A 15,324-nucleotide genomic window follows, 5' to 3' on the forward strand; every position below is an offset into this window, starting at 1 on the left:
TCTACACCCCGGCCGGCGTGGGCACGCCCGTCGCCGAGGGCGGCCTGCCGCTGCGCCACCACCCCGACGGCTCGATCGACGTCGCCTCGCCGCCCAAGGAGATCCGCGAGTTCGACGGCCGGCCGTACGTGCTGGAGCACGGCATCACGACGGACTTCGCGCTCGTCCGCGCGGCCAAGGGGGACCGGCACGGCAACCTGGTCTTCGGCAAGTCCGCCCGCAACTTCAACCCGCTGGCCGCGATGGCCGGGCGGGTCACGATCGCCGAGGTCGAGGAGCTGACCGAGCTGGACCCCGACGAGGTTCACCTGCCCGGCGTGTTCGTCCAGCGCGTGCTGGTGCTCACGCCCGAGCAGGCCGCCGACAAGGCCGTCGAGAAGCGGACGGTGGCCCGGTGAGCTGGACCCGGGACGAGATGGTCGCGCGGGCGGCGGCGGAGCTGCGCGACGGCGACTACGTCAACCTCGGCATCGGCCTGCCCACCCGGATCCCGTCGTTCCTGCCTCAGGACGTGGACGTGGTCCTGCACTCGGAGAACGGCATCCTCGGCGTCGGCCCCTATCCCGCCGAGCACGAGCTGGACCCCGACCTGATCAACGCGGGAAAGGAGACGGTGACCGTCCGGCCGGGCGCGTCGTTCTTCGACTCGGCGCTGTCGTTCGGGATGATCCGCGGCGGGCACATCGACGTGGCGGTGCTCGGCGGGATGCAGGTGTCGGCGCGCGGGGACCTGGCGAACTGGATGGTTCCCGGCAGGCTGGTCAAGGGTATGGGCGGGGCGATGGACCTGGTCCACGGCGCGCGCCGGGTCATCGTGATCATGGAGCACACCGCCAGGGACGGCACGCCGAAGATCGTCGAGGAGTGCACGCTGCCGCTCACCGGCCGGGCGTGCGTGCACCGGATCATCACCGACCTCGGCGTGCTGGACGTCGCCGGCGACGGGCTGAGACTGGTCGAGACCGCGCCCGGCGTCACCCCGGCCGAGCTGCGCGACCGCACGGCCGCGGAGGTCCACGCATGAGGGCCCGCCGCCGCCGAGGCGGCCGTCGTGGCCGAGCCGTCTTAGCAGCCGTCGCAGTCGAGCCGTCGTAGTCGAAAGGTAGCCGCTCATGATGCCACCCCTCACCCAGGCCGACATCGACAAGGAGATGGCCGAGATCCGTGCCGCGCGCGCCGGCCGGCAGGCCGACCATCCCGACCGGGACTACGCCCCCTACCGCAGCACCGCGCTGCGCCACCCGAAACAGCCCCTGGTGGCGCTGAAGGACCCCGAGGCGACGGAGCTGACCGGCCCGGTCTTCGGCGTCACGGACGTCACCGCGCTCGACGCCGACCTGACCCGGCAGCACCTCGGCGAGCCGCTGGGCGAGCGGATCACCGTGCAGGGCCGCGTCCTCGACAGGGACGGGCGGCCGGTGCGCGGCCAGCTCGTGGAGATCTGGCAGGCCAACGCCTCCGGGCGCTACCCGCATCAGCGCGACGACCATCCCGCGCCGCTCGACCCCAACTTCACCGGCGTCGGCCGCTGCCTCACCGACGACGAGGGCCGGTACACGTTCACCACGATCAAGCCCGGCGCCTACCCGTGGCGCAACCACGTCAACGCCTGGCGGCCGGCCCACATCCACTTCTCGGTGTTCGGCACGGCCTTCACCCAGCGGCTGGTCACGCAGATGTACTTCCCGAACGACCCGCTCTTCCCGTACGACCCGATCCTGAACTCCGTCACCGACGAGCGGGCCAGGCAGCGGCTGGTGTCCGCCTACGACCACGAACTGTCCCGGCCCGAGTGGTCGCTCGGCTACCGCTGGGACATCGTCCTCGACGGCCCCGCCGCGACCTGGATGGAGGAAGGCCGATGAACCCCACCCCCTCGCAGACCGTCGGCCCCTTCTACGGCTACGCGCTGCCGTTCCCCGGCGGCGGTGACCTCGCCGCCGGCGGGATCACCGTGCACGGGTACGTCCACGACGGCGCGGGCGCGCCGGTGCCGGACGCGCTGCTGGAGTTCTGGCAGGCCGACCCCGCCGGTGACCTGCGGGGCGCTCCGGGCACGCTGCGCCGCGACCCGGTGAACGGGTCGATCATCGGCAGGCACGGCGTCGACTTCACGGGATTCGGCCGGGTGCCGACCGACGCCGACGGCCGCTGGACCCTGCGCACCCTGGTGCCCGGCACCGGGTACATCAGCGTCTGCGTGTTCGCCCGCGGCCTGCTGCACCACCTCTACACCCGCATCTACCTGGCCGAGCACCCCTTCCTCGACACGCTGCCGTCCGAGCGGGCGCGCACGCTCCTGGCCACGCGCGAGCGCGAGGACGTCTACCGGTTCGACGTCCACCTGCAGGGCGAGAAGGAGACGGTGTTCTTTGACTTCGGCTGACCGGCCCGCGGACCTCGGGCTGTTGTCGCCCATGCGGGCCGCGACCGAGGCCACCGGTGACGCCGCCGTCCTGCGGGCGATGCTGGAGGCGGAGGCCGCGCTCGCCCGCGCGCAGGCTGCCCTGGGCCTGGTTCCGGCGGAGGCGGCCGACGCCGTCACCGCCGCCGCCCGGGAGGTCGTCCTCGACGTGGCCGGACTGGCGGAACGCGCCCGCTCCGGCGGCAATCCGGTCATCCCGCTGGTGGAGGACCTGCGCGCGGCAGCGGAGCCGTACGGGGCGTACGTCCACCTGGGCGCCACCAGCCAGGACGTTCTCGACACCGCCCTCATGCTCGTCGCCCACCGCGCCCTCGGCGCCGTGACGGACCACCTGGACCAGGTGATCGACCGGCTGTCCGGGCTGGCGGCCGAGCACCGCGACACGGTCATGGCCGCCCGCACGCTCACCCAGCAGGCGGTGCCGACCACGTTCGGGCTGAAGGCGGCTGGCTGGCGCAAGCTGGCTGTGGACGCCCGGTCCCGGCTGCTCGCCGCCCGGCGGGCGCTGCCGGTGCAGCTCGGCGGTCCGGCCGGCACCCTCGCCCCGGCCGGCACCCTGGCCCCGGCCCGCTCCGCGCCCGCCCAAGGGGCCGATGGCGCGCCGGGTGGTGAGGCAGTACTGGGCCTGCTGGCCGCCTTCGCCGCCGAGACGGGGCTGGCCGAGCCCCTGTTGCCGTGGCATGTGCTGCGCACCCCCGTCGCCGACCTGGCCGGGGCGCTCGCGTTCACCGCCGGAGCGCTGGGCAAGGTCGCGGCCGACGTGCTGGTGCTCTCCCGTACCGAGATCGGCGAGGTGGCGGAGGGCGTCGGCGGCGGCTCGTCCTCCATGCCGCACAAGCACAACCCGGTGCGCGCCACGATGATCGCCGCCGCCGCCCGCCAGGTGCCCGCGCTCGCCGCGATCCTCTACGGCTCGCTGGCCGCCGAGGACGAGCGGCCCGCCGGGGCCTGGCACGCCGAGTGGCAGCCGCTGCGCGAGGCGCTGCGGCTGGTCGCCGGTGCCGCCCGCGACGCCGCCGAGCTGCTCGCCGACCTGCGGGTGGACCCCGCCAGGATGCGCGCCAACCTGGAGGTGGACGGCACGCCCGGTTGCGCGGCGGCCCTCGTCGACCGGGCGCTGGAGGAGAGATGACGTCGCTGCGGTACCGGCTGGACGGGCCCGAAGGCGGGCAGCCGCTCGTGCTGGGGCCGTCGCTCGGCACGTCCATGCGCGTGTGGGAGCCGCAGCTCGCCGCGCTGACCCGGACGTTCCGGGTGCTCAGGTTCGACCTGCCCGGCCACGGCGGCTCACCGGGGCCCGCAGGCCCCCTCACCGTCGACGCCCTCGCGGAGCGGGTGCTGGAGCTGGCCGAAGCGGTCGGCATGGGCGGCCCGGGCGGCTTCCACTACGCGGGTGTCTCGATCGGCGGGGCGATCGGCGCGACCCTGGCGGCGCGCCACCCCGGCCGCGTGCGCTCGCTGGCGATGATCTGCTCCTCCGCCCGGTTCGGCGAGCCGCGGGCCTGGCGGGAGCGGGCGCGGCTGGTCCGGGAGCAGGGCACCGCGGTGCTGCTGGAGGCCACCGCCGGGCGGTGGTTCGCCGGCCCCGCCGACCGGGCGCTGCTGGACGACCTCGCGGCCACGGACCCGGAGGGGTACGCCGCCTGCTGTGACGCCCTGGCCGGCTACGACCTGCGGGGCGACCTCGGCGCCATCGCCGTTCCCACGCTGGTGCTGGCCGGGCGGGACGACCCGGCGACGCCGCCCGCCCATGCGCGGGAGCTGGCCGACGGCATCGCCGGCGCCACGCTCGTGGAGCTGCCGGGCGCCGCCCACCTGGCCAACGTCGACCAGCCGGAGAAGGTCACGTCCGCGCTGCTCGCGCACCTGCCTGCCGGGTCCGGCATGCGGGTGCGGCGCGAGGTGCTGGGCGACGAGCACGTGGACCGGGCGATCGCCCGCACCTCCGGCTTCACCAGGGACTTCCAGGACTTCATCACCCGCTACGCCTGGGGCGAGATCTGGACCCGGCCGGGCCTGGACCGCCGCACCCGCAGCTGTGTCACCCTGACCGCGCTCGTCGCCCGCGGCCACCTCGACGAGCTGGCCATGCACGTCCGCGCCGCCCTCCGCAACGGCCTCACCCCGGACGAGATCGGCGAGGTGCTGCTCCAGAGCGCCGTCTACTGCGGCGTGCCCGCCGCCAACGCCGCCTTCGCCGTGGCGCAGCGCGTCCTGTCCGAGGACCCGGGCACGCCGGCCTGAGGGCTCACTCCTCCACGTGGATGGCCAGGGCGGGGCAGACCGCCGCGGCCTGCCGGACGTCGTCGGCCAGCTCGGCGGGCGGCGTGGGGTCGAGCAGGATCGCGATGCCGTCCTCGTCGCGCTGGTCGAACACGTCCATGGCGGACATCACGCACTGCCCGGAGGCGACGCACTTGTCCTGATCGATGGTGATCTTCACGGTTCCTCTTGCTCTTGGTGGGTTACCAGGTGACGGGAAGTTCGTAGACGCCGTAGACCTGGCCGTCGTGCTTGAACGGGATCGCGTCCAGGTCCGTGGCCAGGCGCAGGGTGGGGACGCGCCGGTAGAGGGTGCTGTAGACCACCTGGAGCTCCATGCGGGCCAGGGGCTGGCCCAGGCACTGGTGGACGCCGAAGCCGAAGGCCACGTGGCGGCGGGCGTCGCGGCGGATGTCCAGGTCGTCGGGCTCGGGGAAGGCGCCGGGGTCGCGGTTGGCGATGTCGTTGGCCATGATCATGCCCTCGCCGGCGCGGATCACCTGGCCGGCGATCTCGATGTCCTCCAGGGCGACCCGGCGGCGGCCGCTGTGGGTGATGTTCAGGTAGCGCAGCAGCTCCTCCACGGCTCCGGCGACCAGCTTCGGGTCGTCGCCGTCGCGCAGGAGCGCGAGCTGGTCCGGGTTCTGCAGCAGGGCCAGCGTGCCGAGCGCGATCATGTTGGCGGTGGTCTCGTGCCCGGCGATGAGCAGGAGCACGCCCATCTGGGCGGCGCCCTCCCGGGTCAGCTCGCCGGCCGTGACCCGCCCGGCCAGCTGCGACAGCAGGTCGTCCGCGGGCTCGGCGAGCTTGCGTCCCACCAGGTCGTCCAGGTACGCGGTCAGCCGGCCGCCGGCCGCGGCCCGCTCCTCGGGGGGCGCGTCGCGCCTGATGATGGTCTTGCTGTTGTCCTGGAAGAAGTCGTGGTCGGCGTACGGGACGCCGAGGAGCTCGCAGATCACCAGCGAGGGCACCGGCAGCGCGAAGGCCTCGACCAGGTCCACCGGCCTCGGGCCGGCCAGCAGGTCGTCGATCAGGTCGTCGACGATCTTCTGCACGGCCGGGCGCATGGCCTCCACCCGCTTGACGGTGAACGGCGCCTGCACCATGCGGCGCAGCCGGTGGTGCTCGGGGTCGTCCATCAGGATGAAGCTGGCGAACGAGCCCTTGGGGAGGGGGGCCGGAGCCGGATATCCGGGGCGCGTGATGTCGGCGCTGACCCTGGGGTCCGCCATCAACGCCCGCTGCTCGGCGTAACGGGTCACCACCCACGGCGTGCTGCCGTCCCACAGCCGGACCCGCGCGATCGGGCCCTCCTCCTGCAGGGACCGCAGGCCCGGCGGCGGGTCGAACGGGCATCCGGCCGCCCTGGCCATCGGGAACTCCGGGACGACGGCCGGGTCCGCGCCGGCCGCGCTCAGTATGTCGGTCATCGCGTGCTCTTCTCCTTGTCGGGACGTCGCCACGACGCGCCTGGGGCCGTCGTGGCGAGGCGGCTTCAGGCCGTCACGGCTCGCGCGTGACGGGGGCCAGCCACATACCGGTGATCGCGTCGATCAGCCCGGTCGCGGTGTCGTGCCAGGTGGAGCGTGGGGTGGGGGCGCCTTCGGCCAGGGCGTTCTCCCGTACGGCGCACATGTGCACCATGAGCTGGCCGCCCATCTCGGCGCGCTCGGCGCGCACGTCCTCCGGAAGGCCGGGCAGGGCGCGGCGCAGCCCGTCGATGATCTGCCGCAGCGAGGGCGAGGTGAGGGACTCGTCGATCATGATCTCGCGCAGCGCCGGGTCGGTCATGACCTGGGCGCCGAACCGGGCGAACCAGGTGGGGTTGCCCAGGGCGGCCAGGTGGTCGGTGACCGGGCGCACCAGGCAGGCCACCCAGTCCCGTACCTCGGTGGCGTCGCCCATCTCGGCCAGCATCCGCCGGCGGGCGCGCTCGATCGGCTGGGCGTGCTTGCGCGCGATGGCTCGCACCAGGTCGGCCTTCGCGCCGAAGTGGTAGCCGACCGCGGCGTTGTTGCCCTGCCCCGCGGCCTCGCTGACCTGGCGGTTGGACACGGCGTACACGCCGTGCTCGGCGAACAGCCGCTCCGCCGCCGTCAGGATCTGCTCCCGCGTCTCGCTGACCCGCACGGCCCGCAGGCTCCCGCCGGTCGTCCGGCCGGTCACGCCGGCCCGCCGTCGCCTCGGCCCATGAGCGCCCCCATCCGAACAGGTTCCGGTCAAGCTCAGTCAATCGGCACAGTCACCTTAAGTCAAGCGACTGCTTTAAAAATCAGTGTGCGCCGTGCACAAGGTGTGCCGTATGCACGGATTGTGTAGGTTGCACATACGGTGTGATAGATATGCTGGCGCGCACTGACGGCACAAAGGACTGGCATGGACAAGCCCACGGACCTCATCGAGTACGAGACCATGCTGCTCGGACGGCACCGTCACATCGACCGCATGGCGTACATCCTGCTCAGCCGCGTCCGGCTGGAAGGCATGATGTCGATCGGGCAGCTCAGCGACGCGTTCGGCCTGGACGTCTCCACCCTGAACCGGCACACCTCGGCCCTGCTGCGCTCCGGCCTGGTCGAGCGCATCCCCGATCCCGACGGCGGGATGGCCCGCAAGTTCCGCCTGACGAGGGCCGGGGAGCGGTACCTCGACGACGAGCGGGCCAAGAACGTCAACGGCCTGGAGAAGGTCCTGGTGAACTGGACGCCCGAGGAGGTCGCCACGTTCGCCGCCTACCTCAGGCGGTTCAACACCGACGTCGAGCGCCTCGCCGGACGGCCCTGGCCCCGCCCCTGACCCGCGCCCCGGCCCGCCCCTGACTACGACACGGTGACCGCGCCGCCCGCCGCGGCCTCGGCGCCGGGCCGGGAGCCGGTCATGGCGTCGGTCATGGCGTCGGCCACGTGCCGGCGGTGCAGGCGGGCCGCCTTGGCCATGTTCCAGCCGAGCACACCGGTGACCGTGCCGCCCTCCCGGTACAGCGCGACGAAGCGGCCCTCCTCCGGGTCGCCCTCGACCACCTCCACCTCGGCGCCCGCCGTGGGCAGGCCGTGGGCCTGGAGCTTGACGTCGTACTGGTCGGTCCAGAAGTACGGGACCGGCGTGTACGCCCAGTCCTCGCCGAGGATGTTGGCGGCCACGACCTGGGCCTGCTCGACGGCGTTCGTCCGGTTCTCCAGCCGCAGCCGCCTGCCGAGCCCCTCGTGGTGCCAGGAGGCGACGTCGCCCACCGCGTAGACGCCGGGGGCCGCGCGGCAGCCGGCGTCGCAGGCCACCCCGTCGCCCACCGTCAGGCCGCTGCCGGCCAGCCAGCCGGTCGCCGGCCGGGAGCCGATCGCGACCACGACCGCGTCGGCGGGCAGCAGCTCGCCGGAGGCCAGCCGTACCCCCGTGACGTGGCCGCCGGAGCCGGTGAGCTCGCGGACGGCGACGCCGAGCCGCAGCCGGACGCCGCGGTCGGCGTGCAGCCGTGTGAGCGCCCCGCCGATCCGCTCGCCGAGCTGGTCGGCGAGCACGGCCCGGCCCAGGCCCGCGAGCGTGACGTCGAGGCCCATGCCGCGCGCGGTGGCGGCCACCTCGGCGCCCAGCACGCCCTCGCCCACCACGACGAGACGCGGACCGGCCAGCAGGTGCTCGCGCAGCGCGAGCGCGTCGTCCAGGGTGCGCAGCACGTGCACGCCCGCCAGGCCGTCCTGGCCGGGAAGCCGGGCCGGAGTCAGGCCCGTGGCCAGGACGACCGCCTCCGCGCGCAGTGTCCGGCCGGAGGCGGTCAGCACCTCGCGCGCGGCGGCGTCGAACCGGACCGCGCGGTCGCCGAGGACGAAATCGGCGTCCAGCCCGGCGAGCTGGTCCGCCGACCGCAGGTGCGCCCGCTCGCCCTCCCAGACGCCGGAGAGCACCTGCTTGGACAGCGGCGGCCGGTCGTAGGGCGGGTGCCGCTCGGCGCCCAGGACGGTCAGGCCGCCCTGGTGGCCGTGGCGCCGCAGCGCTTCCACGACGCCGAGGCCGCCCGCGGAGGCGCCGACGACGAGCACGTCGGCCGGGACCGTCAAGACCGCTCCTCCACGCTGATCGCGGCGGCCGGGCACACGCCGGCCGCCTCGCGGACGACGGCGTGCAGCGCCTCGGGCGGCGTGGCGTCCAGCAGGATCACGATGCCGTCGTCCTCCCCCTGGTCGAAGACGTCGGGAGCGAGCAGCACGCACGTTCCCGCGCCGCAGCACTTGTCGGTGTCGACGGTGATGTTCACGTTCGTCCTTCCTTCCGGTTCAGTCGTGGGTGCCAGGTGATGGAGCCGTCACCACCGCACCGGGACCTGCTCCAGGCCGCCGACGATCAGTCCCTCGCGGCGGGCCAGGACGTCGGCGGGCACGGCCAGCTCCAGCGTGGGCAGCCGGTCGATCAGCACCTTGAGCACGGTCTGCAGCTCGGTGCGGGCCAGGGACTGGCCGAGGCACGCGTACGGCCCGGCGCCGAAGATCAGGTGCGGGTTGGGGGAGCGGGTCAGGTCCATGTCCGCGGCGTCCTCGAAGGCGCTCTCGTCGCGGTTGGCCGAGGACAGGCTGCACACGACCGTGGCGCCCTTCGGCAGGGTCGTGCCGCCGATCTCGACCTCCTCGCTGATGTAGCGGGGGATGCCGAAGCCGAAGTTGGCGTCGTAGCGCAGGCACTCCTCGACCGCGGTGCGGATGAGCGAGGGGTCGGCGACGAGCCGCTCCCAGCGGGCGCGGTCGGCCAGCAGCATCGCCACCATCTTGCCGATCATGTTGGCGGTGGTCTCGTGGCCCGCGACCAGCAGTCCCTGGGCCGTCATCACCGTCATCTCCTCGGTGACCCGGCCGTCGAGCGCGCCGACCAGCGTGATCAGCTCGCTGATCAGGTCGTCGCCCGGCTCGGCCCGCTTGGCCACGGCGTGCGCGCGCATGTACGCGGCGAAGTCGGCCTGCGCGGCGTCGATCTCCTCCTGGGTGTACTTCGTCAGGCTCAGCAGCGTGTCCGACCAGTGGGCGAACCGGTCACGGTCGGAGTCGGGCACCCCGAGCAGCTCGCAGATCACCCACACCGGCAGCGGGAACCCCAGCGCGGCCACGAGGTCGGCGGGCGAGCCCTGCTCGACCATCTCGTCCACCAGGCGGTGGGCCGCCGCCTCGATGCCGGGCTGCATGGCCGAGACGCGCTTGGCGGTGAACGCCTTGCCGATCAGCTTGCGCCAGTCCCGGTGGGCGTCGCCCCTGACCGTGGTGCCGCCGCTGGCGAACACGCCTCCACCCTCGTTCGCCGTGATGTTCGCCGCGTCGTCGGCGACGAGGTGGTGGGTGAAGCGCGGGTCCGACAGCAGGTCCTTCACGTCGGAGTACCGGGTCAGCAGCAGCGCCTCGTCCCCGCTGGCCAGCCGGATGGGCGCCACGGGGCAGCGGCCGCGCAGCTCGGCCCACTCCTCCGGCGGCTCCAGGGCGCCGGGGGCGGGGAACGGGTAGTCCTGGATGTCCGTCACATGTCCTCCTGGATGGCCGGTCGCGGAGACCGGCCCGCTGATGGGATGCCGCCGCGGCCACCGGACAATGTTGTCCGGTTGTCACCGTAGCCGCACCTCGGGCGTGTGTCGAGCGGGGAAGGCCGAACAACCGGACAAACTTGTCCGGTTGCTACGCTGGCCGCCATGTCAGATACGCGTCGCCCCAACAGGGGACCGAGTGCCGCGGCGGAGAACCGGGCCGCGCTCATCGCGGCGGCCCGCGACGTCTTCGCCGGCTCCGGGTACGACGCGCCGCTCAGCGCGATCGCGCGGGCCGCCGGGGTCGGCCAGGGCAGCCTGTACCGGCACTTCCCCGACCGTGTCAGCCTCGCGCTGGCCGTCTTCGAGGAAGGCGTGAGCTCGCTGGAGGCCCTGGCCGCCGAGCCGGGCGCCACCCTCGACGACGTGCTGGCCCTGATGACCGAGCAGACCATCACCTCGACGGCGTTCATCGACATGGTGAGCGTGCCGCCGGCCGACCCCCGCATGATCGAGGTACGCGACCGGGTGGCCGGCCTGCTGGACGACCTGCTCGGCCGGGCCCGCCGCGCCGGCGCGGTCCGGGCGGACCTGACGGCCGATGACCTGGTCATGGCCGTCGGGATGCTCGCCGGGGTGCTGCGCAGGACCCCCGCGCCCGCCCGGCGGCACGCGGCCGATCGGGTGTGGCGGCTGCTCCGCCACGGCATCGACACCCCGGCCCGGCCTTGAGCACACGACCCGTCCACGAACCGGAGGCACCCGGCATGCTCCCCTCACTCACCGGCCTCGAGGCCGAGGCAGCGGACCGCGTCGGCGCGCTGCTGCGCACGTCCGGGCGGCTCGGCGTCGCCTTCTCCGGGGGCGTCGACTCCTCCGTGCTGCTGGCGCTCGCCGTACGGGAGCTGGGGGCGGACCGGGTGATCGCGGTGCTGGGCGTCTCGCCGAGCCTCGGCGCCGCCGAGCGGGCGGCGGCCCACGAGGTCGCCGCGTACGTCGGCGCGCGGCTGGTCGAGGTCGCCACCCACGAGGGGGACCTGCCCGCGTACCGCGCCAACGGCCCCGACCGCTGTTTCCACTGCAAGAACGAGCTGTTCGTCCGCATCTCCGACGAGGTCGCCGCCGCGCACGGCATCACCGCCGTGGCCTACGGGGAGAACGCCGACGACGTCCGCCGCCCCGACCGGCCCGGCAGCCGGGCCGCCGCCCGGCACCGGGTGCTGCGGCCGCTGGCCGACGCGGGCGTGGACAAGGCGGAGGTCCGCCGCATCGCCGCCGCCCTCGGCCTGCCGAGCGCCGCCAGACCGGCCGCTCCCTGCCTGGCCTCCCGCATCCCGCACTTCTCCGAGGTCACGCCCGGGAAGCTGGCCCAGGTGGAGCGGGCCGAGGCGGCGCTGCGGGAGCTGGGCTTCACGGACTGCCGGGTGCGCCACCACGGCGACATCGCCAGGATCGAGGTGCCCGTCGCCGAGATCGCGCGGCTCGCGGGCGACCTGCGCGAGCCGGCGCTGTCGGCGGTGCGGGAGGCCGGGTTCCGCATGGTGGCCGTCGATCTGGCCGGCATCCAGTCGGGCGCCTTCACCCTGCCCCTGGTGCAGGGACCGGGCGCGGGGGCGCGGCATGGCTGACGGCTGGAGCGCGCCGGAGTCGTTCGCCCGGCTGGATCACGACAGGGCGGCCCGCCGGGGCTACCCGGAGGCGGTGTACTGCGCGGGCAAGACGCCGGACCAGGTCCGCGCGATCGCCGCCGAGCTGCGCGAACGCGCCCGGACGGCGCTCCACCCGACAGGGGCGACGTTGTTCACGCGGGCCGAGCCCGAGCACGCGCGGGCCGTGCTGGCCGAGCTGCCCGACGCCCGCCACGATCCGGACTCCCGGCTGCTCGTGTGGCCGCCCGAACCCCCGCCGCCCTCCGGCGGGCAGGTGGTCGTCCTGGCGGCGGGCACCTCCGACCTGCCGGTGGCGCGCGAGGCCGAGCTGACCGCCCGCTACCTGGGCCGGCCCTGCGAGCTGGTCGTGGACGTGGGCGTGGCCGGCCTGCACCGCGTGCTCGGCGTGCTCGATCTGCTGCGCTCCGCCCGCGTCGTGGTCGTGGCGGCGGGCATGGACGGGGCGCTGCCGAGCGTGGTGGCCGGGCTGATCTCCGCGCCGGTGGTGGCCGTGCCGACCTCGGTCGGGTACGGGGCGGCGTTCGGCGGGCTGGCGCCCCTGCTGACCATGCTCAACGCGTGCGCGCCCGGCGTCGCGGTCGTGAACATCGACAACGGCTACGGCGCCGGCCACCTCGCGGCCCAGATCGCCGCCCCGCTGTGAGAGCCGCGATCCGGGGCCGCGCTCAGGCGCGCAGCAGGGTGACGATGCCGGCGGCGACCAGCGCGGCGGCCCACATGCGGTCCACGTTGAACCACGCGCGGCGCAGGACGGCCAGCCCGGCCACCTCGTAGACGAGCACCGCCACCACGCCGGCGACCGTGAACATCCCGAGCGTGTGCCACAGCGCCACACCCAGGCCGCCGGCGACGGCGTGGCCCGCGTGACCGGCGCCGGCCGGGCCGCCCCCCTCAGCCGCCAGGCCGGCGAAGACGGGGACCAGCATCAGGCCGGCGCCGTGCGCCGACGACATGAGGAACGACCAGGCGGCGAGCTGCGGCAGGGACAGCCGCATCCCCACCCAGCGGAAGTGCCGCTTCGACAGCAGCCGCCACAGGCCGAAGGCGACCAGCGTCACGCCGCCGGCGACCGACAGCACCGTGGCGGTCGTGAGCGAGCCGGTCACGCCGACCACCACCGCGACCAGCGCGACGGAGGCCAGGTGACCGGCGGCGATCGCCGGCAGCGAGGCCAGCAGCATGTCCCTGCTGCGCTCCTGCAGGCCGCGGGCCACCGCGAACAGCCACCCCATGGCCGGGTTCAGGCCGTGGAAGGCGCCCAGCAGGAGAACGGCGGCGATGGTCATGGGCGGCCGGTCACGGGTAGCAGTAGGAGTCGGACGAGGCGTCGCCGCCCTGCAGCCGCACCTGGTGCGGGCGCAGGCCGCGGAAGGCGTCGCCGTGCGGCAGGAACCGCTCGTCGAAGGTGAACGAGTCGGTGTCGATCTTGGCCAGCCAGGCGCCGACGCCGTCCGGGTAGAACTGGTCGTCCCAGGAGCCGTACAGGGAGTTGGTCAGGTAGACGCGCCTGCCGTCCCTGCTGACCTCGACCATCTGGGGGCCGCCGCTCAGCGGGCCGTCGGCGGCCGGGTGCGACTCGCGCCGGACGATGCCGCCGATCCGCAGAGAGCCCAGCTCGACGGGCTTGAACGGGTCGCTCACGTCGTACTGCTTGAGCTCCCCGGTGCCCCAGCAGGAGACGTACAGGCGCTGGTCGTCCACCGACAGGTCGATGTCCGTGACCAGCGGCGGCACCGCGCCGAACGGCTTGAGGACGTCCGGCAGGTCCTTCTCGTCGGCGGGCTCGGCCGGGATGTCGATCACCTTGCGCGCCTGCCAGCGGCCGCCCTCCTGGAACCACGTCCACACCGAGGCCGACAGGTCCTCGACGCTGACGACGACGCCGGCGAAGCCGTACGTCCTGGTCGGGTCGTGTGCCGGGCGCAGCTCCAGCGTCATCTGGTACTGGTCGCCCAGGTCCACCTCCTGGAGGTGGCGGCGCTTGCGCAGGTCCCAGAAGTGCAGCCGGTGCCCGTACTTGCGGCCGAGGAGCAGCTCGCCCACCACCCCGTCCTCGATCATGGACGGCGTGCCCCACTCCGAGGTGACGAGCACGTCGTGGTTGATGTGCCACCAGAAGTCGTAGGAGAGGTACTGCGGGCCCCGGTCCACCTCCCAGCGGCCGAGCACCTCGAACGACTGGTGGTCGAGGATCGCGATCCCGCCCGGCCCGTCCTCGCCGTTGGCGCCGCCGAGCGCCGAGACGTAGAGGCCCTCGGGGCCGCAGTGGACGGTGTGCGGCCGCGAGTACCCGGCGCGCCGGGCCAGCTCCTCGGGCTCGATCACCTTGACGATCTCCGGGCTGATCCGGTCCTTGGTGTCGAGGATGTGGATGCGGGAGGAGCGCAGGCCCGGCACGACCAGGTAGCGGCGCTCGACATGGGGGTGCGGGGCGTAGGGGCACAGGGCGCTGCTGCAGGCGTTCCAGCCGAAGTGGTGCAGCTCGTCACCCGTGTTGGGCAGATCGGTCCAGCCGGCCACCTGACCGTAGCCGGGCGAGGACGGGTCGGTGTCGACGACGGCGATCGCGTCGGGCCGGGCCGCCCGGCGGTCGAACGCGGCTACGTAGGCCAGCCGCTCGGCCGGCGCGGCGGCGGCGTCGCGCGGCGAGGGGTAGAACGTGGGGTCCGGAGTCCAGAGTGCCATGACCCCCATGATTCATGCATTACCTACCCGGTCAATAGACAAGCTGCCAAGATCTATGCCGCGTCAGTGCGAAATATTGCCCGATGCGGGCGTAACCCCGCCCCGGACGGCTCATATTCTCCGGGCTACTCCCGGCGTGGTAGACCGGCCCCGGGCGCCTGCGCCCGGTGTCGTAGCCGCGGCAGCTTCGCCGGCGGGACGACCGCCCCGCCTTCCGTGGTGGACGATCACAGGCCATGGAAACCTCTCCCCGAGTCCGGTACGTCCAGGGGCTCGCGCTGCTGGCCACCGGGCTGCTCGCCGGCGCGTTCGGATACGGCGCGGCCAATGTCGTGCCCACGTTCGACGTGGTGCCGCTGGACGTGCGCCTGACCTTCCACACCGCGATGATGAAGGTCAACGAGCCGGTCATGCAGAGCGCGATGGCGCTGTCGATCCTGTCCTGTGTCGCGTCGGCGGTGCTGGCCCGCGGCGTGTCGCGGCGGCTGGCGGCCGCGGCCGGCGGGCTGACGCTGACCTCCCTGCTCGTGACGGTGTTCGGCAACGTCCCCCTGCACGCGTACTTCCGCACGTGGGCCGCCACGGGGGCTCCGGCCGGCCACGCGGAGATCCTGCGGCGCTGGGAGCTGTTCCACACCGTCCGCACCCTGACCGCGCTGGCCGCTTTCGCAGTGCTGATCGTCGCTGCCGTCGTCGTCCGGCCCGCCCACCGGTGAGGGCGCGTCGGTGCCGACGACGGCGATCGCGTCGGGCCGGGCCGCCCGGCGGTCGAACGCGGCTACGTAGGC

19 protein-coding genes are annotated in these 15,324 nt (G+C 73.9%); 11 read left to right on the plus strand and 8 right to left on the minus strand.

All coding sequences use genetic code 11. The features are described from left to right. The 6 genes from ACIBG4_RS20395 to pcaC all read left to right on the plus strand — a co-directional run. A partial coding sequence (locus ACIBG4_RS20395; RefSeq protein ID WP_397203105.1) for a CoA transferase subunit A occupies window positions 1-398 on the plus strand: 398 nt, incomplete at its 5' end. Further along, window positions 395-1,024, plus strand: coding sequence for a CoA transferase subunit B (locus ACIBG4_RS20400; RefSeq protein ID WP_355449421.1), 630 nt, complete (start codon window positions 395-397; stop codon window positions 1,022-1,024). The genes ACIBG4_RS20395 and ACIBG4_RS20400, both read left to right, overlap by 4 nt. A gap of 88 nt (window positions 1,025-1,112) precedes the next feature. Continuing rightward, window positions 1,113-1,865, plus strand: coding sequence for a protocatechuate 3,4-dioxygenase subunit beta (pcaH, locus tag ACIBG4_RS20405; protein WP_397203106.1), 753 nt, complete (start codon window positions 1,113-1,115; stop codon window positions 1,863-1,865). Next, window positions 1,862-2,386: a protocatechuate 3,4-dioxygenase subunit alpha gene (gene pcaG, locus ACIBG4_RS20410; RefSeq protein WP_397203107.1), complete on the plus strand. Its 525-nt coding sequence runs from the start codon at window positions 1,862-1,864 to the stop codon at window positions 2,384-2,386. The genes pcaH and pcaG overlap by 4 nt, the downstream gene beginning before the upstream one ends. Next, window positions 2,373-3,557, plus strand: a complete 1,185-nt coding sequence (pcaB, locus tag ACIBG4_RS20415; RefSeq protein ID WP_397203108.1) for a 3-carboxy-cis,cis-muconate cycloisomerase — start codon at window positions 2,373-2,375, stop codon at window positions 3,555-3,557. Before pcaG ends, pcaB begins: the two co-directional genes overlap by 14 nt. After that, the gene (gene pcaC, locus ACIBG4_RS20420; RefSeq protein ID WP_397203109.1) at window positions 3,554-4,669 is read left to right on the plus strand and encodes a 4-carboxymuconolactone decarboxylase; all 1,116 of its coding nucleotides are present in this window, start codon (window positions 3,554-3,556) and stop codon (window positions 4,667-4,669) included. Before pcaB ends, pcaC begins: the two co-directional genes overlap by 4 nt. A 4-nt stretch (window positions 4,670-4,673) precedes the next feature. On the opposite strand, the gene ACIBG4_RS20425 is transcribed toward pcaC, so the two are convergent. The 3 genes from ACIBG4_RS20425 to ACIBG4_RS20435 form a co-directional block, all read right to left on the minus strand. After that, on the minus strand, window positions 4,674-4,868 hold the full coding sequence (locus ACIBG4_RS20425; RefSeq protein ID WP_355449409.1) for a ferredoxin: 195 nt from the start codon (window positions 4,866-4,868) through the stop codon (window positions 4,674-4,676). Window positions 4,869-4,890: 22 nt separating this feature from the next. Next, complete coding sequence (locus tag ACIBG4_RS20430) at window positions 4,891-6,117, minus strand: cytochrome P450 (protein ID WP_397203111.1); 1,227 nt, start codon at window positions 6,115-6,117, stop codon at window positions 4,891-4,893. A 73-nt stretch (window positions 6,118-6,190) separates the two neighbouring features. After that, window positions 6,191-6,853 carry a TetR/AcrR family transcriptional regulator gene (locus ACIBG4_RS20435; protein WP_397203112.1) on the minus strand — a complete coding sequence of 221 codons (663 nt, stop codon included), beginning with the start codon at window positions 6,851-6,853 and terminating at the stop codon, window positions 6,191-6,193. A 210-nt stretch (window positions 6,854-7,063) separates the two neighbouring features. Here ACIBG4_RS20435 and ACIBG4_RS20440 point away from each other — a divergent pair, with 210 nt between their 5' ends. Continuing rightward, window positions 7,064-7,483 carry a MarR family transcriptional regulator gene (locus tag ACIBG4_RS20440; protein ID WP_310714920.1) on the plus strand — a complete coding sequence of 140 codons (420 nt, stop codon included), beginning with the start codon at window positions 7,064-7,066 and terminating at the stop codon, window positions 7,481-7,483. Between the two features lie 23 nt (window positions 7,484-7,506). Here the strand turns inward: ACIBG4_RS20440 and ACIBG4_RS20445 are convergent, their stop codons facing one another. From ACIBG4_RS20445 to ACIBG4_RS20455, 3 genes are read right to left on the minus strand one after another with little or no spacing between them, the layout of a single operon-like run. After that, window positions 7,507-8,739, minus strand: coding sequence for an NAD(P)/FAD-dependent oxidoreductase (locus ACIBG4_RS20445; protein WP_397203113.1), 1,233 nt, complete (start codon window positions 8,737-8,739; stop codon window positions 7,507-7,509). Continuing rightward, window positions 8,736-8,936 (minus strand): ferredoxin, encoded by a 201-nt coding sequence (locus tag ACIBG4_RS20450; RefSeq protein ID WP_355453258.1) that lies wholly within the window; start codon window positions 8,934-8,936, stop codon window positions 8,736-8,738. Before ACIBG4_RS20450 ends, ACIBG4_RS20445 begins: the two co-directional genes overlap by 4 nt. 48 nt (window positions 8,937-8,984) lie before the next feature. Further along, window positions 8,985-10,181: a cytochrome P450 gene (locus ACIBG4_RS20455; RefSeq protein ID WP_397203114.1), complete on the minus strand. Its 1,197-nt coding sequence runs from the start codon at window positions 10,179-10,181 to the stop codon at window positions 8,985-8,987. Window positions 10,182-10,346: 165 nt separating this feature from the next. Between ACIBG4_RS20455 and ACIBG4_RS20460 the strand changes: the two genes are divergently transcribed. Genes ACIBG4_RS20460 through larB form a run of 3 tightly spaced genes read left to right on the plus strand, consistent with a single transcriptional unit; the run spans window position 10,347 to window position 12,494 of the window. Continuing rightward, window positions 10,347-10,913 (plus strand): TetR/AcrR family transcriptional regulator, encoded by a 567-nt coding sequence (locus ACIBG4_RS20460; protein ID WP_397203115.1) that lies wholly within the window; start codon window positions 10,347-10,349, stop codon window positions 10,911-10,913. A 35-nt stretch (window positions 10,914-10,948) separates the two neighbouring features. Next, a complete protein-coding gene (gene larE, locus ACIBG4_RS20465; RefSeq protein WP_397203117.1) occupies window positions 10,949-11,809 on the plus strand; it encodes an ATP-dependent sacrificial sulfur transferase LarE in 861 nt (286 codons plus the stop codon). After that, window positions 11,802-12,494 (plus strand): nickel pincer cofactor biosynthesis protein LarB, encoded by a 693-nt coding sequence (gene larB, locus ACIBG4_RS20470; protein WP_397203118.1) that lies wholly within the window; start codon window positions 11,802-11,804, stop codon window positions 12,492-12,494. Before larE ends, larB begins: the two co-directional genes overlap by 8 nt. A gap of 22 nt (window positions 12,495-12,516) precedes the next feature. Here larB and ACIBG4_RS20475 read toward each other — a convergent pair whose 3' ends face one another. Both ACIBG4_RS20475 and ACIBG4_RS20480 read right to left on the minus strand, forming a co-directional pair. Then, the gene (locus ACIBG4_RS20475; RefSeq protein WP_397203119.1) at window positions 12,517-13,137 is read right to left on the minus strand and encodes a hypothetical protein; all 621 of its coding nucleotides are present in this window, start codon (window positions 13,135-13,137) and stop codon (window positions 12,517-12,519) included. A gap of 10 nt (window positions 13,138-13,147) precedes the next feature. Then, window positions 13,148-14,536 carry a selenium-binding protein SBP56-related protein gene (locus ACIBG4_RS20480; RefSeq protein WP_355453277.1) on the minus strand — a complete coding sequence of 463 codons (1,389 nt, stop codon included), beginning with the start codon at window positions 14,534-14,536 and terminating at the stop codon, window positions 13,148-13,150. 236 nt (window positions 14,537-14,772) lie between these two features. Here ACIBG4_RS20480 and ACIBG4_RS20485 point away from each other — a divergent pair, with 236 nt between their 5' ends. Further along, on the plus strand, window positions 14,773-15,252 hold the full coding sequence (locus ACIBG4_RS20485) for a DUF1772 domain-containing protein (protein WP_310714938.1): 480 nt from the start codon (window positions 14,773-14,775) through the stop codon (window positions 15,250-15,252). Window positions 15,253-15,324: the final 72 nt, after the last annotated feature.

The sequence above is a fragment of the Nonomuraea sp. NPDC050383 genome, from assembly GCF_044459125.1.
Taxonomy (GTDB): domain Bacteria; phylum Actinomycetota; class Actinomycetes; order Streptosporangiales; family Streptosporangiaceae; genus Nonomuraea.

Bases quoted from the DNA above. Each gene is read 5' to 3' on its own strand.
- ACIBG4_RS20440 (WP_310714920.1), top strand. From the start codon at position 7,064: ATGGACAAGCCCACGGACCTCATCGAGTACGAGACCATGCTGCTCGGA.
- ACIBG4_RS20485 (WP_310714938.1), top strand. From the start codon at position 14,773: ATGGAAACCTCTCCCCGAGTCCGGTACGTCCAGGGGCTCGCGCTGCTG.
- ACIBG4_RS20480 (WP_355453277.1), bottom strand. From the start codon at position 14,536: ATGGCACTCTGGACTCCGGACCCCACGTTCTACCCCTCGCCGCGCGAC.
- pcaC (WP_397203109.1), top strand. From the start codon at position 3,554: ATGACGTCGCTGCGGTACCGGCTGGACGGGCCCGAAGGCGGGCAGCCG.
- ACIBG4_RS20460 (WP_397203115.1), top strand. From the start codon at position 10,347: ATGTCAGATACGCGTCGCCCCAACAGGGGACCGAGTGCCGCGGCGGAG.
- larB (WP_397203118.1), top strand. From the start codon at position 11,802: ATGGCTGACGGCTGGAGCGCGCCGGAGTCGTTCGCCCGGCTGGATCAC.
- ACIBG4_RS20430 (WP_397203111.1), bottom strand. From the start codon at position 6,117: ATGACCGACATACTGAGCGCGGCCGGCGCGGACCCGGCCGTCGTCCCG.
- larE (WP_397203117.1), top strand. From the start codon at position 10,949: ATGCTCCCCTCACTCACCGGCCTCGAGGCCGAGGCAGCGGACCGCGTC.
- ACIBG4_RS20475 (WP_397203119.1), bottom strand. From the start codon at position 13,137: ATGACCATCGCCGCCGTTCTCCTGCTGGGCGCCTTCCACGGCCTGAAC.
- pcaH (WP_397203106.1), top strand. From the start codon at position 1,113: ATGATGCCACCCCTCACCCAGGCCGACATCGACAAGGAGATGGCCGAG.
- pcaG (WP_397203107.1), top strand. From the start codon at position 1,862: ATGAACCCCACCCCCTCGCAGACCGTCGGCCCCTTCTACGGCTACGCG.